This window comes from Shewanella sp. SM55, assembly GCF_025654025.1.
Lineage (GTDB): Bacteria > Pseudomonadota > Gammaproteobacteria > Enterobacterales > Shewanellaceae > Shewanella > Shewanella oncorhynchi.
On record NZ_JAKKRS010000019.1, the window covers coordinates 153,308 to 174,868 of the forward strand.

Annotated in this window: 20 protein-coding genes; 8 read left to right on the plus strand and 12 right to left on the minus strand. The window is 44.1% G+C overall.

Features of this window, described 5'->3' with window-relative positions; translation table 11 throughout:
- The first annotated feature begins 128 nt into the window (after window positions 1–128).
- Complete coding sequence (locus L5L91_RS20465; RefSeq protein ID WP_263237565.1) at window positions 129–2,306, plus strand: TonB-dependent receptor; 2,178 nt, start codon at window positions 129–131, stop codon at window positions 2,304–2,306.
- 72 nt (window positions 2,307–2,378) lie between these two features.
- Here L5L91_RS20465 and L5L91_RS20470 read toward each other — a convergent pair whose 3' ends face one another.
- Window positions 2,379–2,546, minus strand: coding sequence for a YqaE/Pmp3 family membrane protein (locus tag L5L91_RS20470; protein WP_006079767.1), 168 nt, complete (start codon window positions 2,544–2,546; stop codon window positions 2,379–2,381).
- Window positions 2,547–2,805: 259 nt separating this feature from the next.
- On the opposite strand from L5L91_RS20470, the gene L5L91_RS20475 reads away from it, so the two are divergent.
- Window positions 2,806–3,975 (plus strand): GGDEF domain-containing protein, encoded by a 1,170-nt coding sequence (locus tag L5L91_RS20475; protein WP_263237568.1) that lies wholly within the window; start codon window positions 2,806–2,808, stop codon window positions 3,973–3,975.
- Between the two features lie 26 nt (window positions 3,976–4,001).
- Here the strand turns inward: L5L91_RS20475 and L5L91_RS20480 are convergent, their stop codons facing one another.
- The 4 genes from L5L91_RS20480 to L5L91_RS20495 are packed head-to-tail and all read right to left on the minus strand — an operon-like array spanning window position 4,002 to window position 7,293.
- Window positions 4,002–4,694, minus strand: coding sequence for a TIGR01621 family pseudouridine synthase (locus L5L91_RS20480; protein WP_263237570.1), 693 nt, complete (start codon window positions 4,692–4,694; stop codon window positions 4,002–4,004).
- Between the two features lie 33 nt (window positions 4,695–4,727).
- Window positions 4,728–5,984 (minus strand): sensor histidine kinase, encoded by a 1,257-nt coding sequence (locus tag L5L91_RS20485; protein ID WP_105251097.1) that lies wholly within the window; start codon window positions 5,982–5,984, stop codon window positions 4,728–4,730.
- Between the two features lie 49 nt (window positions 5,985–6,033).
- A complete protein-coding gene (locus L5L91_RS20490) occupies window positions 6,034–6,711 on the minus strand; it encodes a response regulator transcription factor (protein WP_006079763.1) in 678 nt (225 codons plus the stop codon).
- A gap of 60 nt (window positions 6,712–6,771) precedes the next feature.
- Window positions 6,772–7,293, minus strand: coding sequence for a hypothetical protein (locus L5L91_RS20495; RefSeq protein WP_113941345.1), 522 nt, complete (start codon window positions 7,291–7,293; stop codon window positions 6,772–6,774).
- Between the two features lie 483 nt (window positions 7,294–7,776).
- Here L5L91_RS20495 and L5L91_RS20500 point away from each other — a divergent pair, with 483 nt between their 5' ends.
- Window positions 7,777–7,941 carry a hypothetical protein gene (locus tag L5L91_RS20500; protein ID WP_105251095.1) on the plus strand — a complete coding sequence of 55 codons (165 nt, stop codon included), beginning with the start codon at window positions 7,777–7,779 and terminating at the stop codon, window positions 7,939–7,941.
- A gap of 38 nt (window positions 7,942–7,979) precedes the next feature.
- Here L5L91_RS20500 and L5L91_RS20505 read toward each other — a convergent pair whose 3' ends face one another.
- Window positions 7,980–8,720 (minus strand): EAL domain-containing protein, encoded by a 741-nt coding sequence (locus L5L91_RS20505; RefSeq protein WP_263237572.1) that lies wholly within the window; start codon window positions 8,718–8,720, stop codon window positions 7,980–7,982.
- A gap of 370 nt (window positions 8,721–9,090) precedes the next feature.
- On the opposite strand from L5L91_RS20505, the gene L5L91_RS20510 reads away from it, so the two are divergent.
- The 4 genes from L5L91_RS20510 (at window position 9,091) to L5L91_RS20525 (ending at window position 13,961) form a co-directional block, all read left to right on the plus strand.
- Entirely contained in the window at window positions 9,091–9,600 is a 510-nt protein-coding gene (locus L5L91_RS20510; RefSeq protein ID WP_263237573.1) for a hypothetical protein, read from the plus strand.
- Between the two features lie 97 nt (window positions 9,601–9,697).
- Window positions 9,698–10,186, plus strand: coding sequence for a fimbrial protein (locus tag L5L91_RS20515; RefSeq protein ID WP_263237575.1), 489 nt, complete (start codon window positions 9,698–9,700; stop codon window positions 10,184–10,186).
- 104 nt (window positions 10,187–10,290) lie between these two features.
- Window positions 10,291–12,759 (plus strand): fimbrial biogenesis outer membrane usher protein, encoded by a 2,469-nt coding sequence (locus L5L91_RS20520; RefSeq protein WP_263237577.1) that lies wholly within the window; start codon window positions 10,291–10,293, stop codon window positions 12,757–12,759.
- Entirely contained in the window at window positions 12,720–13,961 is a 1,242-nt protein-coding gene (locus L5L91_RS20525) for a hypothetical protein (RefSeq protein ID WP_263237578.1), read from the plus strand. Before L5L91_RS20520 ends, L5L91_RS20525 begins: the two co-directional genes overlap by 40 nt.
- Window positions 13,962–13,963: 2 nt before the next feature.
- On the opposite strand, the gene L5L91_RS20530 is transcribed toward L5L91_RS20525, so the two are convergent.
- Window positions 13,964–14,602 carry a response regulator transcription factor gene (locus tag L5L91_RS20530; RefSeq protein WP_263237579.1) on the minus strand — a complete coding sequence of 213 codons (639 nt, stop codon included), beginning with the start codon at window positions 14,600–14,602 and terminating at the stop codon, window positions 13,964–13,966.
- Window positions 14,603–14,698: 96 nt separating this feature from the next.
- On the opposite strand from L5L91_RS20530, the gene L5L91_RS20535 reads away from it, so the two are divergent.
- The gene (locus L5L91_RS20535) at window positions 14,699–18,124 is read left to right on the plus strand and encodes a response regulator (RefSeq protein WP_263237580.1); all 3,426 of its coding nucleotides are present in this window, start codon (window positions 14,699–14,701) and stop codon (window positions 18,122–18,124) included.
- Between the two features lie 48 nt (window positions 18,125–18,172).
- On the opposite strand, the gene L5L91_RS20540 is transcribed toward L5L91_RS20535, so the two are convergent.
- From L5L91_RS20540 to moaD, 5 genes are all read right to left on the minus strand, one after another.
- Window positions 18,173–19,276 carry an ABC transporter ATP-binding protein gene (locus L5L91_RS20540; RefSeq protein ID WP_263237582.1) on the minus strand — a complete coding sequence of 368 codons (1,104 nt, stop codon included), beginning with the start codon at window positions 19,274–19,276 and terminating at the stop codon, window positions 18,173–18,175.
- On the minus strand, window positions 19,257–19,937 hold the full coding sequence (gene modB / locus L5L91_RS20545; protein ID WP_106648406.1) for a molybdate ABC transporter permease subunit: 681 nt from the start codon (window positions 19,935–19,937) through the stop codon (window positions 19,257–19,259). Before modB ends, L5L91_RS20540 begins: the two co-directional genes overlap by 20 nt.
- The gene (gene modA / locus L5L91_RS20550; protein ID WP_263183889.1) at window positions 19,937–20,740 is read right to left on the minus strand and encodes a molybdate ABC transporter substrate-binding protein; all 804 of its coding nucleotides are present in this window, start codon (window positions 20,738–20,740) and stop codon (window positions 19,937–19,939) included. Before modA ends, modB begins: the two co-directional genes overlap by 1 nt.
- 79 nt (window positions 20,741–20,819) lie before the next feature.
- Window positions 20,820–21,287: a molybdopterin synthase catalytic subunit MoaE gene (gene moaE, locus L5L91_RS20555; protein WP_263147854.1), complete on the minus strand. Its 468-nt coding sequence runs from the start codon at window positions 21,285–21,287 to the stop codon at window positions 20,820–20,822.
- Window position 21,288: 1 nt separating this feature from the next.
- Window positions 21,289–21,540 (minus strand): molybdopterin synthase sulfur carrier subunit, encoded by a 252-nt coding sequence (moaD, locus tag L5L91_RS20560; protein ID WP_006079756.1) that lies wholly within the window; start codon window positions 21,538–21,540, stop codon window positions 21,289–21,291.
- Window positions 21,541–21,561 lie beyond the last annotated feature (21 nt).

The window sequence follows — 21,561 nt, forward strand, 5'->3', positions numbered from 1 at the left end:
GCTGTAATTCCTCCCCTAAAATCGCAAATAATAAAAATCGTTATCATTTGCAATACAATTTAATGGAATATTAACCTATGCCAAGGGAGCCGGTGTAACAAACTCATTCGCCCTTAGCAGGAAGTTATATGACATTCAAAACCTCGTTTGTTGCTTTAGCCGTATTGGCAGCGTTAACCCAATCCGCTGCGGCCCAAGATGCCACCGACAACAGTCCAAACAACAAAAATAAAGACATAGAAAAAATCACTGTCACCGCAAGTCGAATGGATAAATCCCCCAGCTCGATCCCCAATACTGTCACTATCATCGACCGCGCCCAATTAGAAGAACAGTTCCGCACCACTAAAGATTTATCGACTATTATCGGTAACTTAGCGCCTAGCTTTTCACCGAGCCGCCAGAAGATGAGTAACACAGGTGAAACCCTGCGTGGTCGTCCGCCATTGATTATGATCGACGGCGTGCCTCAATCGAACCCACTTCGCAGTGGTGGTAGAGAAGGACAAACCATAGATCCTGCCATGATTGAGCGCATCGAAATCATTCACGGCGCCAATGCCATGCACGGTCTCGGTGCCCAAGGCGGCATCATCAACTACATCACTAAAAAGCCAACAGGCGACAGCGAACAGGTTGCTAGTTTCGATGTCACAGTGCCTGATTCAATGAAATCCAATGGCTTAAGCTTTGGTGCTAGCTATGCGTTTTCTGGCGAGTCAGAATTTATCGACATGATAGGTTCGGTTAGCTACCGCAATAATGGCGTCTATTACGATGCCAATCATAATGTAGTGGGGGTCGACACGACTCAAGGCGAGTCGATGGATAGTCAGAGTAAAGACTTCTTCATCAAGCTTGGCCATAACTTCGATCAGTCTCGCCTTGAATTAATGGTTAACCATTACAATGCAGACAACAATGGTGATTGGATGCCCGTTGCAGGTGACAAGCCCAATGGTGTCCCCACAGGTGCAGTTAAAGAAACTCAGCCATGGGAAGCCGCCAACAACCAAGTGACCACCACAAGTTTGACTTACACCCACGCCAATATTGGTGGCCAGCAACTTAGCCTGCAACTCTTTAATCAAGATTTTAAAGCGGTTTATGGCGGTGGCTGTTTCGATAGCTTCTACGATCCATCCTTCGAAGGCAGCGACCAAGTTATCCAGTGCGGTGTCGGCAGTAAAGGTGAAAACTTGTACTACGAGCAATCGCGTAACTCTTCGGTTAAATGGGGTTTAAAAAGCGCCTTGATCGCTAAGGATATTGCCGGATCAGGAATTGATGCGGCCTACGGTGTCGACCTTTTCCGCGACACCACAGAGCAAGACTTAGTAAAAACTGGCTTTTCATGGGTTCCCGAAAGTACCTATGACAACGTTGCGCCATACTTGCAGTTAGATTATGACTTAATTGAAAATTTAACCTTATCGACCGGTGTTCGTTACGAACATGCCGAGTTAAGTGTCGATGACTACAAAACCCTGTGGGGTGCAGGCAATAAGCAAATTGCGGGCGGTTCAGCCACCTTCGATGAAACCTTATTTAACGTCGGTATCTCTTATAAAATCACTCCTGACATTCGCGTTTATACCAGCTATAACCAAGGTTTTGGCATGCCGGATATCGGCCGAATTCTGCGTGATGGTAAAAGCTTCCCCGGCGACAATCCCAGCATAGATGGCTCACTGGCACTCACGCCGATAGTCACAGATAACGTTGAAGTCGGCGCCGATTACCAAGGTAAATACTTAAGCGCTAAGCTAGCTTACTATCGTTCCGCCACTGATTTTGGTTCACGTTTGGCCTTAAATAGTGATGGTTTCTACGACGTGAAGCGCGAAAAGAGTGTGATCGATGGTATTGAAGCCAATGTCACCGCCTACATTACCAGCAATGATGATCTCGGCATGAATATCGCCTTCCAGCAGGGCGAATACGATTCAAATGGTGATAGCCAAGTCGATACCGATCTCGATGGTGCAAATATTTCACCAAACCGTATCAACCTGTTCTGGACCCATAGCTTCGATAATGAAATGTCGACCCGCGTTCAAGCCAATTACTACATGGACCGCGATTTTAAAAACGCGGCGGGCAATAAGTATGCAGAGTTTGATGGTTACACGACAGTCGATGCTTCCTTCTCAATGCCGCTTTACACTGGCACCCTGAGCCTAGGTTTGCAAAATCTATTTAATAAGGATTATTTCAATTATTACTCACAAACCATGGGTACGAATGATCGTTATTTCAAAGGGATGGGACGTACTGCAACAATAGGCTACACCTTACCTTTCTAAGTGAAAGGCCCATTTTGAAACATAAAAAAGCGCAATTAAATTGCGCTTTTTTATTGTGTGGAAGAAAGCAAATTATGCCTTGGTCACGACCCAGAGTGCGTGTAATAAACCAGGGAACCAGAACAGTAAACATAACACGATGTTTATTAGCAGATCTTTACCCGCTCCCGCCTTCAAAAATACAGCAACTGGGGGCAATAAAATCGCAATAATGACTAAAAGTAGTTTATTTGTATCCATAACAGAACATCCTCAAAACGGAGATTGTAGGCAAATCAACAAGATCTAACTTCGCAGGAAGACTCAGAATTTGCAAACCTTTTAGTTTGCAAGGCGTAAATAATCCCAGCCGCAGCCTAAATGAAGGCCCTTACCATTCCCTAAAATGAAAAAGGATATTCAACCCATTATCTGTCCAGAGTAGACTAAGATATCCACTAAACTCCAACCGAAAATCCCTAAAAGCATCTATAGTTAAAGAAAAATATGAAGTAAAAGAATGATATTTGATCCCCAAGCCTTATTACTCATCAAGTTTATTTGCCTGCTTACTAGCACGGCTGCCATCGCATGGGGACTCATTGCACAACCGTTAAAAATTGCCACTCAAGCCAGTATGCGCTTTTCTCTGGCGAACTTGTTCGTCCTCCTTGGCATCATACTCAACAGCCAACGCACCGAAGCCTCCAGTTACTTTTTTTGGTTCTGCTCGGATATGGCGATTTTATTTGGCTTCATTCTAGCGCGTTGGGGAACGAAGGCGCTTTTTAGACTCAAGCCCAGCGTAAAATCGGATCTTATTCTTTTAGCACTCACCGCTGGTGTGATGCTCTTGGTTCCACCTAATTTCAGCTCCGAACGCATTTTGGCCATCGTATTCTCAGCCTGCGCCGCGCTCATTTTCGCCATGTTAACTCGGGATAACTATCAGGCCATCAAACGCGATACGGGTAATCGAGTCGCCATCGCTATGGTTATGCCTTTAGTCGCCATGGTCGGTATTTTTATCATTCGTATCTTTATCGCCTTACTCTCTCCCGAAGAAAGTCCGATGTTTATCGCCATGCACACACAAGAAGCCATACCTGTGCTTTGGTTCTATGTCTTTCTGGCCCTATTGATCAATATCGTGATGATAGGTAATGCCATGACGCGGCTTGTCAGTAAAATCCGCATGTTAGCGGAGCGGGACCAACTCACAGGCCTGTGGAATCGCCGTGCTATGCATAAGTTTTTAAACAATATCCATCAACGCTGGCTGCGGGATAAAGTACCTTACAGTATGATTTTATTGGATCTTGATCATTTTAAAGACATAAACGATCAATACGGGCACGATGCGGGCGATCTCGCCCTGCTGACGGCGGCGAGACTATTTGGATCGGTATTGCGAGAAAATGACGCCCTATGTCGTCACGGTGGAGAGGAGTTTCTAGTGATTTTACCCGCAACTGATGCTCCCGCGGCCAGAGTCGTCGCCGAGAAATTGCATCAAGTACTTAAGGATAATTCATTTATATGGCAAGGTGTTACGATAAAAATCCATGCCAGTTTAGGTTACGTCACGATTTATCAAGGATGCCAACCTGACAAACTACTCATTCAAGCAGACCAAGCTATGTACCGCGCAAAATCTGAGGGCAGAGACCGTATTTGCCAAGCTTGCTAGGCTTTCGCAACATAACGCTGCAAAGATTAATCTCCTTTCGCAGGCCAAGCCAAAGTATCGGGCTCACGCCATGAAACTAGCGCCTCAGTGACACCTTCAGCGCCAAAATGCTCACCTTGAGTCGGCAAATTCCGATAAGCGTAATCATGCCAACCTGTCACGTCATCACCATAGCGAAAATGCAGACAATAGGCATGCAGATAACACCGATCCGCAGCATCTCCGCCGTATAAATCATCCCCTAAAATGGGTACACCTAAGCTCGCCAAGGCAACTCTTAATTGATGGGTTTTACCTGAGTGGGGTTTAAGCAAATATAAACGCAATCCCTCGCTAACACTCAAGGAGAAAAACTGCGTAATCGCTGGATTATCTTTAGTCCGCAGTAACTTAAACATGCTACGACGCGACTTTGCCATGTCACCAATCACCCAGCCTTGCTTCTTCTTCGGCTTGCCTTTCGCGAGGGCGAGGTAATATTTCTGCACTTTATGGGCGGTAAACAGCTCAGTAAATTGCTTAGCGGCGACCGCGCTCTTAGCCAGAATCAACAGACCGGACGTGGGCGTATCGAGTCGATGAACAGCAAAAAGCTTAATCCCTAAATCTTGCTCAGCCTGCGCCACCACGCCTGCAGTCCCATCCTGGCTGTGGAAATGCACTTTGGCTGATTTGGAAATAACAATAAAATCAGCCTCATCGGCTATGATTCGATACATGGAGTACTCGACGTTGTAATGCGGATCATCGACTTAAAACTGAATAGTGACGACTAAGCCTGGATGATTATCCGTGAGATTAATTTTGGCATTGTGCCGTGAGAGAATCGCTTTGACCATAGATAATCCTAAACCAGTGCCCTGTAAATGCCGGCTAGGGTCGAGGCGCACTAAACGTTCGAACACTCTTTCTTTACTCTCATCTGGAATACCAGGGCCATTATCACGGATCTGAATTTGTGGGCCTGACTGAATAATCTCAATCCGCGCACCTTGGCCAGAATACTTCATCGCATTATCGACAAGATTATATAAAGCTTGGAATAATAAGTATTTATCACCAAAAACCTTATGATCTGTCAGTAACGATAAACTCAAGGTTTGCTCGTTAGATTCAGCCACAGCATCGGCCATATCCAATAAGTCAGTACACAGTTGCGCTAGGCTTAACTCCTGCAAATCGAGTGTCTGCTGACCTTCTTCGATACGCGTGAGCGACAACATGGCATCAAACGTCGCTAAACAATGATCGAGCTCCTCGGTCAAAATGGCGCAACCTTCGCTAATCTCGTTGCTCGGCTTACTCGCCAACTCTTCAATACCAATACGGATATGTGACAGTGGAGTACGTAAATCATGGGCGATATTATCGGTCGCACCACGCACTGCCATCAGGTTATTTTCGAGAATATCCAGCACATTATTAAACTGCAGCGCCAACATATCGAACTCATCCTGACGCCAACTCAAGGGTAAGCGGGTGTCGTAGTGACCGCGTTCAATCTGTTCACTCAAGCGGTTGTATTGCACTAATCGACGTAAAATCGCCTTAGAAAACAGATAGCCGAGCGCTAAAGTCAACACTACGGTAAGCATGACAGCCGTTGCAGCGGCACTGATAAACTTATCAATTAATGTCGCTAAGTTATCGGTACGGGTCGCAATCAACACTGGGCCGTAACGGGTCATCACTAGGCCGCCGGTAAGAATATGCAGCTTATCTGGGCCACCGGTTAAGATAGGAAAATCCCGCGTTTGCGGCAGCATGGGCATGCCTTCGGGCATAAAGCTCAAGGCACCGACCATATCGTAGCTATTACGCCAAGCGATCAGGGCCGTTTGTGGATCGGCGGCGCGGATTTGAGCGGCAAAACTACGGCGATCAACCGTTAGGGCAAGTTGCTGATAACGTTGGGTCTCTGACTCTAAATATTGAGTCACTTGATACTGCTGCTCAATAATCAACTGTCGATAAAGGGCAAATAGCAACGCCCCGATGATCACTATCACTAAGGTCGAAAAAACGATTGTGATGCGCCAGGCGCTGCTTTGGTAAGGCTTAATGCCTTTGTCGTAAGCGATAACCCGCTCCCCTCACGGTTTCGATAAGCTCGCCATGGCCTAACTCTTCAAATTTACGGCGTAATTTTGCGATATGCACATCGATGACGTTCGTGCGCGGGTCGAAGTGATAATCCCACACTGCTTCGAACAATAAGGTGCGGCTAATAACTTGATTAGCATGTTCCATCAGATACTTAAGTAACTGGAACTCTTTTGGCTGTAGCATCAACTCCTGCCCGTCTAAAGTGACATTACGGGTCAGTAACTCCATCTTCAAACCACCAACAACGAGATCAGTTGTCACAGGCACAGATTGCCCACGGTGCATCAGTTTTTCAGCGCGAACTAATAACTCGGAGAAAGCAAACGGCTTAGTCATATAATCGTCGCCGCCCGCGCGCAGGCCTTTTACTCGCTCATCAACGTGCGCTAAAGCGGATAAAATCAGCACTGGTGTTTGATTACCCGTTGCCCTTAAGGCGGCCAGCAATTTTAAGCCATCGAGCTGAGGTAACATGCGGTCGAGGATCACGAGATCGTACTGACTACTCGTCGCGAGTGACAGGCCTTGATGACCATCGCTCGCCGTTTCGATATTGTGGCCCTGCTCAAGAAATCCTTTGACGATGTAATCAATCGTCGTCGCATCATCTTCAACTAAAAGTATTTTCATCTGTATGTTGCGCTCCTCAATCTTAAGCACTCGTATGAGCACTCGATTGACTTAGATATTTCAATCCCACTTGAGTAAAGGTAACGGTCGTAAATTTTCGACATCAAAGGCCAACTTAAACTTACCCGTATCGTCTAGCAGCTTAAGTTCTAAATAACTGATACCTAAGTCGTGGTCTAACTTTGCTTCGGTTAAGAAGGCTTTATGATCTTTAGTGGCCTTAACGATTAGACCTGAAAAGGTTTGATCTTTTGCCGCGATCATACGCGTTGCCTCAACCTCACCCAGATCATCGGCGCTTACTTTACTCGCCTTTTGTTTCAGTAACTTACCATCACGGGCACGATATTCAAACCGCGTTATAGAGTTTGCTAAAGGATTAATTAACTCAAATTGATAGACTAATTCACCCTCTTGCTCTTCCATATGAAATTCGGCAATCACACCGGAGAACCCTTTTTCAATCTGCTGCATAACGCTCAACGGCGGTACATAGTCTCCACCCGCAAACATCGAATACATGCTCTGAGCCGCCGTTGCGACACCAGATACCAACATGAATCCTAGCAACCATAGTCTCATGGCCCCTCCATTTAAATCAGCTAAGTTTGTATCTTATGAGACAATCAGTTAGAAGTCGATGGACCTATTGCGCCTGTATGCAATTCCAAGCTAATCCCTCACAATTTACCACTGGATATAGAATCACACTGTGTCAGCGTTAACTCTGGTTCGGCCATCAATTGATCTGAAATCCAACGTCAACAGAACCTAAATCGCTGATAAGCCAAACACTAAATCATTTTGTGGCTAATGTGTAAAGTCTACCTAATACCAGCTTAAACACCGATGGAAACAAGATTAAGCTTTGATCATCTGAGGATTTTTAAACATGACATTTTCAGTGATAACCCTCAATTTCGCCATTTAGAATCAAGAGGATTGAATTTTAGCGGGTATTTTAGTCTATCTGTGTCATTAAAAAGTGGGATTGGCAAATAAATCGCCCTCGACTAAAGTCGATAACTTAGCATCAGGTAATGGTATTTTTTAATCGGAGCGAAAATGAAACCAGTCATACGATGGATAAGCTTAAGCTTGTTACTAATAGCAGCATTAAGCGCTTATGCCTATGGCAGCGCCACCAGTGCATTGGTGTTCATCATCTTAGGCATGCTATTGGAAGGGACATTTTGGATTGGATTACTCGGTAAGCGAAAAACGAAATAAACAGCCTCAGTTAATTTGCAGCTAATGCGTGATTCGCCCTAACGATCCCAGTGTGAAATCGGCGCAGGCATAGCATAGGCATACCCCTGTTGATAATCGCATCCCAATAAGGTTGCCACATCAATGTGCGTCAAAGTCTCCACACCTTCACAAACAACCTGCATTCCTAATCGCTGTAAATACTCAACTAAGCTCGTCAACATACGCATTGAATGTGAAGAGCGACAAGCTTGCAGCAAAAGGGAACGGTCTAACTTGATGACATCATAGGGCAATACCATCATACGCAAGAAATTACATTCTTGGGTGCCAAAATCATCCAGTACGATGCAGGCTCCTCGTGCCCGTAACATTTCAATCAATTCATGCTGTTTATCATCTAATAAAGTGTGTTCTAACACTTCAAACCAAATTTTGATGCACAGCACTTTTGCTTGAAGCAACAGCATTTGTAATAAATTTTGGTAAGTCACACTGTATGGCATAGGATTTAAATTAATGGACAGTATGCCAACACCTTGATCGGCTAATCGCGGTAAGTCTTTGATAATCGACCTCAACATCCATATATCAATGTGCAAAGCAGCATTTTTATCTAACAATAAAAAATCAATACCTGTATATGCATGACGCTTGGCATCCCAACGGCGTGCAAGTGCTTCATATCCTATAACGGTTTTATCAATCCCGATAATAGGCTGATAAAAAGGCATAACCACATCAGACATAATGCAGCTTGTAATATCTTCACTCACTTTTTTACGCTTAACTGACAGCATAGATACCTACAGAATATTAATAATCTGATTTATTTTAACTAAATTGGCACTCGCTTCTATCAGATAAATCCTAAAAACAAAAAATCACTGCACTTTATTATAGGACTAATCCTATTAACGCACAAAAATCCCCCATATAAAATACAGCTAAATGTTAATCCAATCAAAAATCAACCCATAGCAACATCAAATAAACATGAAACCAAGGTAACTTAATACAAGGTAAATCAATAATAATGCGATTATATTTAGCACTGTTTGGTATTATTTTTTATAGCTCTCAAGTTTATGCGGCGGCAGAAATAAGCATAGGCACCTTATTTGACTACATGCCTAGCAATAAAACCACTTATTTGAAAAAATAATGAACATGGGCGATTCAACCGCATTTATTAAAATATCGATTAACGAAATAAAATATGATGAAAATGGCCAACCCTATGAAGTGCCTGAACAAGACGCAGAAAACCGCGCCTTGATAGCTAGCCCGTCTCGCTTAATTATTCCAGCCAAGGGAGTACAAGCAACGAGATTGTTATTCTTAGATAAAAAAGAAACTGAACGTTACTTTAGAGTTCGCTTTGTACCAGTGCAGCCAAAAAACAATGATGGATTTGATGAGCAAAAAACTGAAAAAAATCGTGAAGAACTCACTGCCGGAATACAAATACTAACAGGTTATGGGGCATTTTTATTTATCACCCCAGAAGAACCTAAATACTCGACTGAAATAACAGAAAACACAAATAGCGCAGAAATAAAAAATAATGGGAATACGACTATTATTTTAGATTTTTTGAATCATGTAACAAAAAAACCAAAGAGTGTTCCACTGCGACAAAATTGCATATTTTACCCGGTTCAAAAAAACAACTGGTAAAAAATAGTAACGAAAGCTATCACTTCCAATTAATTGAAGGTGATAAAACCAAAAGCATAGTTATTGGTAACTAATGCACCCCTAAAAGGAGACTGTTATGAAAATATGGAAGGCGACCCCAATTGCCTTATTAGTGGCCATGAACTCTTTTGCGGCTGAAAAGATTGAACATCAAGTCACTGTGATTGCACAAATTCCGTCAGAGAACTTTTTTGTGCAACCAACAGGCAATGATAACTGGATCAACAGCCAGCAAAAGTTAGCATATAACGTCCATACAAAAAAACTAGATCAATTAAATAAGCAACTAGAAGTGAAAAGTACCATTGGTGCTATTACGGGTTACTTATCAAACCCAGCCATTATCGCCAGTGGCAATGATAATATTGCACTAACAGTAAAAGTGGGCGGTATTGAACTGAAGACATCTGCGACAGAATTAGTCGATGTCGACAATGCTAAAACGGGTAAAACCCTTGGACTAGAGATCATTCCAACTGTCCCAGCAAGCGGCTATGTCGCAGGTAACTACCAAGGCATGGTCAATATGATTTTCGAATCTGAAACACCACCTAAAAAACCATAGAGATTTATTAAGTTAAATTTCAAAAAAGCTCCCGCAAAGGGAGCTTTATTAATTTTCAAGTTAACGACTCATGCTTTTCATTTTTTCGATATGAGGCAACACACTTGTCATCTTTAATCCTGACTATTCTGATCGCAACGCTAATCTTTAGCTCTTGCTCTTTGGCGAATAATACGCCATCAGACTCACTCAAACTGCTAAGGCAATATCAAGACTTGCCCGATGGATTTTCTGAGCATTTTTTTAATGCCCCATTAACAGTAAGAATCACCATCGATAATAAATTGCTTGGCGAAGGTGAAATAGTGTTAGGACTCGATACCAGTGTGCAACTATTAAAACTCATTGACGTGAGCGAAAGCGATCTTGACGAACGTCAGCAACAATTATGGATAGCGCAATTAAACCAAAAACATAAGTTGGGTTTGTGCCCAAAAGACTGTCAGGGCGGCATATTAGCGATTGAATATAATTTGGAGAACTCTCAATTATCCATTTTAACGGCCAATATCGAAAAGCAGCCATCAAGCTCGCACTACTATGCCTTGCCTGAACAGGGAAGCTACGGCGCGCTATTTCGACAACAACTCAATTGGAGTCAATCCAATGAGAGCGATTACGCAGGCCGTTATAATTTGCAAGCCCAAGCAAGTTTAGGCCAGTGGACCACACTACTTGAAGGTGAAGTCACTCAAAATAATGAAGAGACACTCAACTCGACTATTCAACAGTTGTATACAGAACGTCAAAACGAAGGACACTTCTATCGACTCGGGTATTTCTCCCCTTATGCCCAAGGTTTAGTTCGTCAGCCCATCATTTATAGCGGCAGCTCACAAGCTGTGATGGGCGTGATGTTGGGTGACTCTAATCAGTTATTGGTCGATCAAGCCTATGCCAGTGCAACACCCATTTATGTCACTCCGAATCGTGCAGGTGTGGTAGAAATCTACCAAAATGGACAATTGATCAACTCGCAACAAATTAACGCAGGCTTACAAGCCATTGATACTAAGGTATTACCATCTGGCATATATGAAGTTGAAATTCGGATTCTAGAAGATGGCCAAGTCACTGAACGTCGTCGAGAAATCATTAACAAACCCACTCAATGGCAAAACACTGAAGAACCCTTTCGGGTGAACTTGTTTGCTGGAGAAAAGTTACAAGATATAACGAATTGGGATGATGAAAGCAGACGCGGACTCAGCACGGGGGTACTCGCAAACTACTTATTAACACCGGCGATCATCATTGGCGCCGCGGCTCAATTTATGGATAAAGGTTGGCACTACAGCATTTCGGCTGATTGGGACTGGAACCAACAACTGCGCTTTTTTGGTAACTGGGTGATGAATGAACAACAGGGCAGCGATTTTGATTTACAAGCAGTTTATAGCTATAGACACGGCAGCTTTGTACTCAGCCATCAGCAACAGCTCAATCAATCGCAAAGTAGTGATATCACGAACTCTAATCCCCAAAAGACGAGTGTATCTTTGCAACATAACTTAGGAAATGGTCACTCTGTTTCGGCCTATTTGTCACATCAATCCGAGCAAGGTCAAAGCATTGATTTAGGTTGGCAGTACAGCGGCAAACTCTGGGGACGCCAAATGAGCTGGAGTTTAAATGCGTTCGATCGTCCTGGCAGCATTAACACTTCAGGCCAGCGCGACCAAGGCGGAGCACTTTATTTCAGTATGAACTTAGGCGATCAAACGCGTCGAATGGGTGGTGGCTTAGGCAGCAGAACTTCACGTTCTGGCGGGCAAGAACAGCATGCCTATGTTGATTACCAACAGCAACTAGACTGGCGTGGCATTGAAACCATAGGGATGGGGCTAAACACGGATAGCTATGGGGTTGGTGCAACCGCCAATAGCCGCTTTAGCAACGATATTGTTAGCGGGGATGCCTATGCACAGTCATCGTCCTATAACAGCGGCATCACAGGCGGCATAAACCTCGATAGTATGGTTGCACTGGGGCAACAGGGTGAACTCAGTATCTCAGGCCAAAGCCAAAACCACGATGCAGGCATGATAATCGATGTCATGGCTGATACCCCAGACATCCTTTTACAAGCAGAAGATGAGCACGGTGGCAGTGTCACCTTAAAGCCTGGGCGCAACTTAGTGCCAGTGACCGCCTATCGCAGTGGTAGCGTACAACTCGCCATACAGGACTTTGATGACACACCTTCAGTCATCCAACCGAGCGTATTGCACTACCACCTCAATAAGGGAGGCGTCAGTTACCAACAAATCAGAGTCATGAAGACTGTCACTGTGATTGGCCGCTTGGTTGATCAACAGGGATTGCCGCTTAAAGGCGCACTTATCGCCAACCATGCGGGACGAAGCTTGAGTGAGGCCGATGGCTTTTTTGCCGTCGAAATGAGTGAACACCATCCGAGCTTGCAAGTGGAGTATCAAGGTATACAAGAGTGCAACCTTGAACTCGATTTACACCGAGTAAAACGTGAACAGAATCTATTGCTATTAGGCAATATCACTTGTAATGCCCAATCATGGGCACAGCAAACATTAACAGAGAACCTAGCCAAGTGAATTATCGTTACCCTTTATATGTTTTGATGGGATATCTACTACTCAGCCCATTAACAGAGGCCGCCACCATTCAGGTTACTGCTGAATATAAACCTGCACCCTATGATATTAATGGTAGTAAGTTTATTAACACGACACCATGTTCAGTAGAATGGCAAGCGGAAGGATTCTGGTGTAACGGCACTGCCTCACTAGAAAAAGAGCAGGCCATAAATATACCAATAAAGATTACCTCACGACTCGTCAGCAATGATGATAAATTGGAACATGCCATTACCTATCAGAAATTTACCGGCGAAAAGACCGTTGAGTTAACTAAAATGGGAAGTGGCAACGTCCATAAAATGAAGTTCAAATTAACGCAAATTGGCGCAGCTCAAATACCAAATATTATAAGAGAAGCTGGCACGAATGGGACACTTTGGCTAGAAAAAACTGTGCAGGGTGATTGTAGTTTTAGACAAGAAACTTGGGCTAGCCCAAGTAGATTTGAATATTTCTATGATATAAAGAATGCTAACCAAAAATCAGGGGGGGTTTGTTACAACAATATATTCAACACCACATTCACCTCAAAAAACATTACTCTCCAAAGGATTTATATTGGCTATAAGCTGCAACCCCCCGATCCTTTAAAAATGGAAAATGGCACTTATAAGGGCAGCTTAACGTTGAGCCTTGGACGCAATAAAGATCTCGACTTTGGTGATGCAACCTATTCAGACTCAAACGTAACGATAGAATTTACCTTAAGGGTCACGCATCAACTTAAGGTTGAGTTCCCAGCTGGCAGCAATAAAGTGATCTTGCAGCCACCCAAGGGCTGGGCACCATGGATAAACAGCGGTAAAACCCCACCTAATTTAAAAGCAGAATTACCATTTAGATTATGGAAAAGTGCAGAGGCTAACGTATCTCTTAGTTACTGCCAATATCAAAATAACAACAAATGCCAACTAAATAATATTAAAAATAATCACAAAATAGATCTTAATGTCAGCTATGTAACAGGCTTAGGCGAGCATGCACCATTGACTAAATCAAAACACCGCCTATTCAATGATGGCATATACATTGGCGTAAAAAGAAAAATTGCATTTGAAATTGACAAAGCCAACTTAACTGAAATGATGAAATATCCAGGAAGTACTTACCAAGGGGATGTGACGATTATGTTCGAGGCTGAAATCCCCCCACTTTAACATTAAAATAAGCCCTGTTGCTGTGCATAATGAAACAACTCACTGTCACTTTTTAAACCGAGTTTTTGCATCGCATTGGTTTTTTGGGTGCTAATGGTTTTTACACTGCGGTGTAAATAACTGGCAACTTGAGTTACTGACATACCATTTGCCAGTAAACGTACCACTTCTAGTTCTTTCAATGAAAGTTCAACTGGGATGGCATATTGATTAATACCTTGTTCATTTAATAATTCACGGACGGTTTCGCCAATGTAAACAGAGCCTAACAATACTTTTTTAACTGTTTTCTCTAATTCGGCAATGACTGATTTTTTTAATAATAAGCCTTGTATTCCAAGCTGTAACAGCGCTTGTAATACACCTAAATTATGCACTTGCGTCAACACTATTATGGGTAAGTTTGGATATTTTCGTCTCAGCTGTTTAATCATGGCCATACCATCAACATTGTCATCATTAGGCATACTAAAGTCTGTGATCAATAAGTCACATTCATGTTGTTCTAATGTACTCCATAATTCGGAAACATTATTTGCTTCAGCAACAATGTCACAACTTGGCTGCATTTCAGCCATTAAACTACGCACGCCAGTGAGTATAATAGGGTGATCGTCGGCAAGGATGATCTTAAAAGCCATATATAACTCCTGTGATAATGTGAACTTATGGATGCCTTATCTATACTACTTGGCATCGGTGTTTTTTTCGAGACTTAATACACTTTGGTCATAGAGATGAGTGCGACTCAAAAAATGCGTTACCAACTTCTTTGCATCTTCAGTTGCTTATCCCTGCTATGCATGACTTTTATCACACATGCCGAACAGCCCAAAACCACAACAATTAGAGTAGGCGTACTCGCCAACGGCTGGGGACCTTTTCAACAAATTAATGACCAGATAACAACGGGATTTAGTGTCGAACTCATACAACTGCTCGCCAAAAATCTTAATTATCAAATTGACTGGAAGGTTTATCCCAATTGGATGAGCCTCTATTCTGCTGGCTGTAATGGGGAAGTCGATGTCTTGCTTGACGCTTTTCGTACTGTTGAACGTACTCAATGCCTTATGTTTAGCCGCTCATACTACACCTCCCCTACTGTTGTCGTTATCCGTTACGACAGCCGATTTTTTCGCGATGTGAGTGAATTTGGCCAAGCTCGGATCGCCGTTGAAAAAGGATTCTCGACTGAGAAATTAGTCAAACTGCATTATCCAACCGTAACAGAAGTAACATTTTCTAATACAGAACAAGCACTTTCCTCCGTCATTGATAAAACGACCGATGCCTATATCGGTAATCTTCATGTTGCTAACCAATACATTAGCGCACACCCTGAACTTCTTATCGTTGCCCAAGCCCCCCTGATGATGGAAAACTTACATTTAGGGATCACGAAGAACAATAGCCTGCTTGTAACACAACTCGATAACGCCTTAATGACTCTGAGTGTAGAAGAGCGCAATGCTCTCGAAGTGACTTGGCTGGGTATGGGCGATCTTCATTTTTTAGGCCACAGTAATTTTCTACTTAGACCCAATGAACGCGAATGGCTGGCAGGTTTACCTTCACTCAGAGTCGGATTTGTAAGTCATTGGATGCCATTCTCTTCGGTTAACAATAAAGGCATCTTGGTTGGTTTACTTGCTGATTACCTTGAGCAATTTAGAGAAAAACTAGGGCTAGATTATGCGGCACAAAAAACCAGAACGTGGGATGAAATCCAAAGCGCACTCGTTAACCATGAGATTGATCTCGCCATTATTCCAACGCGATTGAAAGCACAATATCCAGACTGGCACATGAGCGAAGTGTTTACGTCTTTCCCTATTGTTATAGCCACTGCCCGCAACAGTCCGCGAATCGCGGGGCTGTCAGAACTGAACTTTCAACGCGTGGTCATCACAGATAATCTACTGCTGCCAAGCATTAAAAAAGCCTATCCGAATATCGATGTTGTAGTTTCTGCCAATCCCGACGAAGGTCTGACCTTAGTCGCAAAGGGCAAAGCTGCGGCTTACATAGGTAATTTGGCCGTTGTGACTATGCTTATCGACGACAAATTTGACGATGAATTACGAGTAGCGGCACCAACGCCTTATAAAGATGAACTCGCTGTTGCCGTTCGTGAACCTTATTGGCCACTTATCCCATTAATTAACCGTGTTTTCTCCAGTATGAGTGAGAAAGAAAAACAGCAGATCCGCAATACTTGGCTAGCCGTAAATTACAGCGAAGGCATCTCTTGGCACACTTTACTCAAAACACTACTGCCGATTGCGATAGGTTTACTGCTTTTCATTGGCGGCTTAACCATAGCCTATTTAAAACTCAGGCAAGAAATCAATAAACGGCGCATCGTCGAAAATGCTTTAGCCATCGCAAAAGAAAACGCCGAGCAAGCCACTAAAAGAAAAGCTGAGTTTCTCGCAGCCATGAGCCATGAGATCCGCACGCCCATGAATGGGCTCGTGGGTATGGCAGAGCAACTCAGCTTTACCCCTCTTGGCATAGAACAAAAACAAATGGTGCAAATCATTAGTAATGGCGCGGAAGAAATCCTCCAGATCATTAATAACATTCTCGATTTCTCTAAAATAGACATGGGGAAAATGCGCTTAGAATCAACCCCTATTCTATTACGTGAAGTTCTCGATAGTACGCTTAATATGGTCATGAATGATTTACGCACCAAAGGCTTAAGCCTCTACTTACACGTTGACCAAGGCGTAGCTGCACGGGTAACAGGAGACAGTCTTCGCATAAAGCAAATCCTATTCAATTGGGTAAATAACGCCATTAAATTCACTGAACGCGGGTTTATTGAAGTCTCAGTCAAGCTTGAAGCCGAACAAGAAGGTCAACAATTACTGCTCATTGGCGTACAAGATACGGGTATCGGCATGAACACTGAGACTCAAGCGCGAATATTCAATATTTTTGAGCAAGCTGATGTCTCGACAACACGTAGCTATGGTGGTGCAGGTTTGGGCCTTGCCATTAGCCATACACTCGCCGAAATGATGGGCGGCGACATCATCCTGAATAGCGCCCCTCATTTAGGCACATTTATTGGTTTACGCATTCGGTTACCTGTGGTGGCTCAGAATGAATTTGATGAGCAGTTACAGGGATTAAAAGCATATATCGCCATCGGCGATATAAAACTACGTCACACTTTATCTTGGCATTTAGCTTCATTAGGCATTGTATTAACAGAGAATAAAGCCAATGCAGACCTGTTGTTTACTGATAATGCTTCGGATGATCGGCAACATATACTCTGCACTCACTTCAATGAAGCACTGGGTTATAGGTATCAAAATGAGCAATGTTTATTGAATGCTAACCCCTTAACATCGCAAGCTGTGAAGGATGTGTGTTACATCAACATGGGGTGGATTGATACTATCGTCTCAACCCCGCAAAGGGATATTCAATTTAAGTTTAACTGGCCAGAATGCAAAATATTATTAGTTGAAGATCATCAACTTAATCAGATATTGGTGCAGCGACAGCTGAAACAGCTACGCCTAACATGTGATATTGCAGATAACGGTGCCCAAGCGCTCGCCCTCATGCAAAAGGCTCAATATGACTTAGTGCTATGCGATTGCCGCATGCCAGTGATGGATGGCTACACTTTTGCCAAACAAATGAGATCGCAGGAAATTGAGGGGCAACATATTCCCATCATCGCACTCACGGCCAACGTGCTAAATGAGCAGAAGCAAAGGTGCATCGCAGTTGGGATGGATGACTTACTGGCAAAACCACTGCACTTAGATGAGCTGTATGAAATGCTTTTGAAATGGCTACCCTCTGCAAAACCAGCACTTATCGATATAAAAATATTAGAGGATGCCTTTGGTCGGGAAGAGACATTAAGCAAAATGTTATTAATGTTTAAAACTGAGCTCGAAACCTCACTTCAGGATATTCAACTTAAAGCACCTCAACTTGCGGATAAGATCCATAGAAGTGCGGGAACTATCAGTATGTTAGGGCTCACATCAATAGCGGAGCACGCTTGGATACTCGAAGAAAAAATCAGGCAACAGGGAAATAATAATGCTGAAGCGGAATTAGCTCAATTTCAAACAACAATAGCCCAATTGATAAGTGAGCTAGACGCGATAATGCGAAATCGCACCTAATATGGTGGCAGGTTTACTCAAAGTTATCATGGTGGACTAAGGGCTAAGCTATTCCAAAATATGAATTTGTTCGGATTTGAGTGCCACCGTAGTTTGCATCCCCTTAGTAAGAGCAAGCTTTTGGGCAAAATGCAGCGAAACTTCAGTGTTAAGTTGTAATGGGGTGCCAGTGACGTAGCAGATAAGCCGAACGGATTCGCCCATCACCAGCATAGCGTCGATCGTGACATCTAATTTATTAAAACTGCGGCATAAACGCCCTTTGGATATCGAATTAAAACGAATACCTTGATTGGGGATAACCCAACGGACTCGACTTCCCACAGGGCGATCTTTGCCATAATCGCAGGCAATTAGCTGCTCACCAAATTTAAGCCAAGTGAGATTTTTAGTGCAGTCTTGAAATACCACTTCACCATCAAAAATATTTCTTAGCCCCATCTGCCTAGCCACAGCTTCATTTCGTGGTCGCGACAATACCTCGAAAGGTGCACCCTGCTGCAGCATCTTGCCTTGGCTGATCAAAATCATCGAATCAGCCAGCAGTAAGGCTTCATTTAAGTCGTGGGTGACCATAATCACTGGGCAGAGTAACTGCTCTTTGAGGCGCGCAAGTTCAAGGTATAAACGCTCACGGGTTTCCCTGTCCACCGCAGAAAAAGGCTCATCCAGCAACAAAACCGACGGTTCGCGGGCAAGCGCTCTCGCTAAGGCGACGCGCTGGCGCTGGCCGCCCGATAAATGCGCCGGTAATCGATCGGGTAATCCCTGTAGATTGACCCGTTCGAGCCAATCTTTCGCGCGCGGAATGCGCTCCGCCTTGGGAATATGATCAAGTCCAGCGACTACATTTTCTAAGGCAGTGAGATTCGGAAATAGGCCAAAATGCTGCGGCATATAACCGATATGGCGTTGCTGCGGGCTTAAGGCGATACGCGCTTTATCATCAAACCAAGGCCGATCGCCAAAGTAGATTTGTCCCGTATCGGGATGATTCAACCCAGCGATCATCCGTAGCAGTGTGGTTTTTCCACCGCCAGACGGCCCGACCACAGCAAGTACTTCACCCGCTTTACAGCGAAAATCGGCGTTGAGTTTAATGTGTTTATGATTTTGGATCTGACACTGCAGATCAGCGATGATTTGCGCCACGCTGACCTCCTAAACGCCGCGATAGACTGGTTGTTAGTGCTAACGCCGTCACGGCAAACAGCAATAAGACTAATGACATAGTGCCAGCGGCATTAAAATCGAATGATTGCACACTGTCATAAATTGCAATCGAAATCGTCTTAGTCTCGCCAGCAATATTGCCGCCCATCATCAGCACAACGCCAAACTCCCCAAGCACATGGGAGAAGCACAGAACTAATGCCGTTAGCACACCCGGCCACACCATAGGCAATTCAATTTTAAGTAGAATTTTAAGTCGACTCATGCCGCAACAAGCGGCTGCGTCGCGAACATCATTCGGCACAGCTTCGAATGCGCGTTGTATCGGCTGCACAGCGAAGGGAATATTGACTAAAACGGAGGCGATAACCAGACCAGAAAAGTGAAACACGAGTTGCTGACCCATGACTTGCTCAATCCATTGTCCGAGCCAACTTTGACTGCCAAGCCCCACCAGCAAGTAATAACCAATCACAGTTGGCGGTAATACTAAGGGCACCATGATCAGCGCCTCGACCCAAGATTTGCCGACAAATTGACGATAGGCTAATGCCCGTCCAGCCAAAATAGCTAAAGGAATCAACACTAAAACTGTGATGCCACTCAGCTTGACCGATAACCAAAGTGCCTGCCAATCCATCATGGTTGCTCTGGCAATGAAAAACCATAATCGGCCAAAACACGACGGGCACTATCGGCTCTTAAATAATCGTAAAAATGCTGAGCAGTTTCACTCGCCTTGGCCATTAATGCCATACGCTGAAACAGTGGGCTATGCATTTTTGCTGGCACTATGGCGTAATCACTATGTTTGGCAAAAGTAGGAGACATAGCTAAAGAGAGCGCAATAATCCCGCCCTGGGTTGAACCACTAATCGCAAACTGCCCTGCTTGGGACACATTTTCCCCAAGGATCAATTTAGGTTGAATCACATCCCACAACTGCACAAACTGCAATGCTTCTTTGGCCTTTTCGCCATAGGGAGCGTGATCAGGATTAGCAATAGCAAAACGGGTAATTTTTCCTGCAGTGAGTGCTTCAGCTAACCCCTTAAGTTCAGGATCAACGGACAAACGACCAGTTTTAGGTACAACAATAGCGAGTTGCCCTTGGGCATAAAGCACGCCAGCATCGCGGGCAACGCCAGCACTATGCAATTGTTGAATATATTTTTCATCCGCAGATAAAAATAATTCATAGGGCGCACCGTTTTGGATTTGAGTAGCAAAATTGCCCGATGATCCATAGGATATTTTTACTTTTAGCCCAGTTTCATTGGTAAATTTTTGGCTAATATCATCGAGGGCAAAACGTAAATCTGAGGCAGCGGCAATTGCGGGAATCCCTGTATTATCCGCCGCTCGACTGAACGATGGCGCGACCGCCAAGCACCAGAGTAATGCAAAAACACAGGTATGGAAGAAACGGGTCAAACTCTGCATTGGGTCACCTTAGTGCAATATTCGCGCGGGTCTTAAACTGGCAAGCTGCGTTGCGACTACGAGTATCTCTGCCACGCGACTAGTCTTTGTGTTGCCATAGCTTAGCCGCCTGTTCATCGGCATCTTTCGCTTCAACCCAACTTTTACCTTGCTCGCCCGCTTCTAATTTCCAGAATGGCGCTTTGGTTTTTAAAAAGTCGATTAAGAATTCACAGGCAGCAAAAGCGGCCTTGCGATGGGCGCTGGTTACGCCGATAAACACAATCTGCTCACCCAGAGCCATAGTACCGACACGGTGAATAACCGTCACTTTATTGAGCGGCCAGCGGCTACGCGCCTCGGCAACGATTTGTTCTAACACGGCTTCGGTCATGCCCGGATAGTGCTCTAAGGTTAAGTCTGTCACCGCGGCACCATCGTTAAAATCACGCACTTTGCCGACAAAAGTGACTACGGCACCATCGCTATCATCTTGAGCTAGCAGGCGATATTCGTCAGAAACACTAAAATCGACCTCTTGCACTCGAACTGCGGGTAATAAACGCATATTAACCTCCTGTAACCGGTGGGAAAAAGGCGACTTCATCACCATCGTTTACAGGTGTATCCCATTGGCTAATGGTCTGATTTACCGCCACCAGCAATTTGTCAGAGGTTAATACTTTAGCCCATTTGTCGTCGGTTGCCGCCAGCGTTGCCCGTAATGCTTCGGCAGTTTGTGTCTGCTCGCTCGCCTCTAGGCTTAATTTAGCTGTGCCCAACAATTCTCGAACTTGAGCAAAAAACAACACGTTAATCATAGTCTTCTCTCGTTTTTGATA

Excerpts from the sequence above, each read along its gene's own strand:
- L5L91_RS20465 (WP_263237565.1), top strand. The coding sequence starts at position 129 with ATGACATTCAAAACCTCGTTTGTTGCTTTAGCCGTATTGGCAGCGTTA.
- L5L91_RS20470 (WP_006079767.1), bottom strand. The coding sequence starts at position 2,546 with ATGGATACAAATAAACTACTTTTAGTCATTATTGCGATTTTATTGCCC.
- L5L91_RS20475 (WP_263237568.1), top strand. The coding sequence starts at position 2,806 with ATGATATTTGATCCCCAAGCCTTATTACTCATCAAGTTTATTTGCCTG.
- L5L91_RS20480 (WP_263237570.1), bottom strand. The coding sequence starts at position 4,694 with ATGTATCGAATCATAGCCGATGAGGCTGATTTTATTGTTATTTCCAAA.
- L5L91_RS20490 (WP_006079763.1), bottom strand. The coding sequence starts at position 6,711 with ATGAAAATACTTTTAGTTGAAGATGATGCGACGACGATTGATTACATC.
- L5L91_RS20495 (WP_113941345.1), bottom strand. The coding sequence starts at position 7,293 with ATGAGACTATGGTTGCTAGGATTCATGTTGGTATCTGGTGTCGCAACG.
- L5L91_RS20500 (WP_105251095.1), top strand. The coding sequence starts at position 7,777 with ATGAAACCAGTCATACGATGGATAAGCTTAAGCTTGTTACTAATAGCA.
- L5L91_RS20505 (WP_263237572.1), bottom strand. The coding sequence starts at position 8,720 with ATGCTGTCAGTTAAGCGTAAAAAAGTGAGTGAAGATATTACAAGCTGC.
- L5L91_RS20510 (WP_263237573.1), top strand. The coding sequence starts at position 9,091 with ATGGGCGATTCAACCGCATTTATTAAAATATCGATTAACGAAATAAAA.
- L5L91_RS20515 (WP_263237575.1), top strand. The coding sequence starts at position 9,698 with ATGAAAATATGGAAGGCGACCCCAATTGCCTTATTAGTGGCCATGAAC.
- L5L91_RS20525 (WP_263237578.1), top strand. The coding sequence starts at position 12,720 with ATGGGCACAGCAAACATTAACAGAGAACCTAGCCAAGTGAATTATCGT.
- L5L91_RS20530 (WP_263237579.1), bottom strand. The coding sequence starts at position 14,602 with ATGGCTTTTAAGATCATCCTTGCCGACGATCACCCTATTATACTCACT.
- L5L91_RS20535 (WP_263237580.1), top strand. The coding sequence starts at position 14,699 with ATGAGTGCGACTCAAAAAATGCGTTACCAACTTCTTTGCATCTTCAGT.
- modB (WP_106648406.1), bottom strand. The coding sequence starts at position 19,937 with ATGGATTGGCAGGCACTTTGGTTATCGGTCAAGCTGAGTGGCATCACA.
- modA (WP_263183889.1), bottom strand. The coding sequence starts at position 20,740 with ATGCAGAGTTTGACCCGTTTCTTCCATACCTGTGTTTTTGCATTACTC.
- moaE (WP_263147854.1), bottom strand. The coding sequence starts at position 21,287 with ATGCGTTTATTACCCGCAGTTCGAGTGCAAGAGGTCGATTTTAGTGTT.
- moaD (WP_006079756.1), bottom strand. The coding sequence starts at position 21,540 with ATGATTAACGTGTTGTTTTTTGCTCAAGTTCGAGAATTGTTGGGCACA.